Below are 602 nucleotides of genomic sequence, written 5' to 3' on the forward strand. Positions count from 1 at the left end.
GTTAACTGGGGCTTTCAACAGGACAGATGCCGGATTAAATGGCGCTGCCCTAATTACATGAAACTTGATCAATGCCCTGATCATGAAAAGTGCTCTCCCAGTAAATATGGCCGTGTAATTTATACTAAACCCAGCTGGGATCTCCGCCTCTTTACCCCCACTCCCCGCGGTTCACAAGAGTGGAAAGAAACCTATGCCCGCAGAACCAGCGTGGAACGGACCTTCAAGAGAATTCTCGTTGATTATAAAATCGAACAGGCCAGAGCTCGTAGCAAGAAACGTTGGTTTTGGCAAGCTTTACTGGCTGCTATCAACCAGCACCTGGATGCCCAGATTTCTGTAATAAAACCCAATATTCTAGCCGAAATTGGTTTATCGGATTTTCAACAAGTTGCCTAAATAGCCAAGCTCTTGACTAGCACAGGCTTAATTTCCGGTTGTTTTTAAAGTTTCTGCTAACCACCGGTCTCTTTCCTATACCCTTTTTTAGGAAAGTGAAGCTTTCCTTATGGCTACTTTTGCTATGTGAAGTTGTCAAGGTTCGATTTGGAAGTAATTATCCAGCATTACCCAATGCAATCATCGACTTTCCGAGATGCTAC

General features: G+C 44.0%; 1 protein-coding gene. It reads left to right on the forward strand.

Annotated features, from left to right (window positions below; all coding sequences use genetic code 11):
* The coding region (locus tag JDF658_RS08975; protein WP_200805664.1) for a transposase at window positions 1-399 on the forward strand (399 nt) is incomplete at its 5' end.
* Window positions 400-602 lie beyond the last annotated feature (203 nt).

It is taken from the genome of Carboxydocella sp. JDF658 (assembly GCF_002049395.1).
Lineage (GTDB): Bacteria > Bacillota.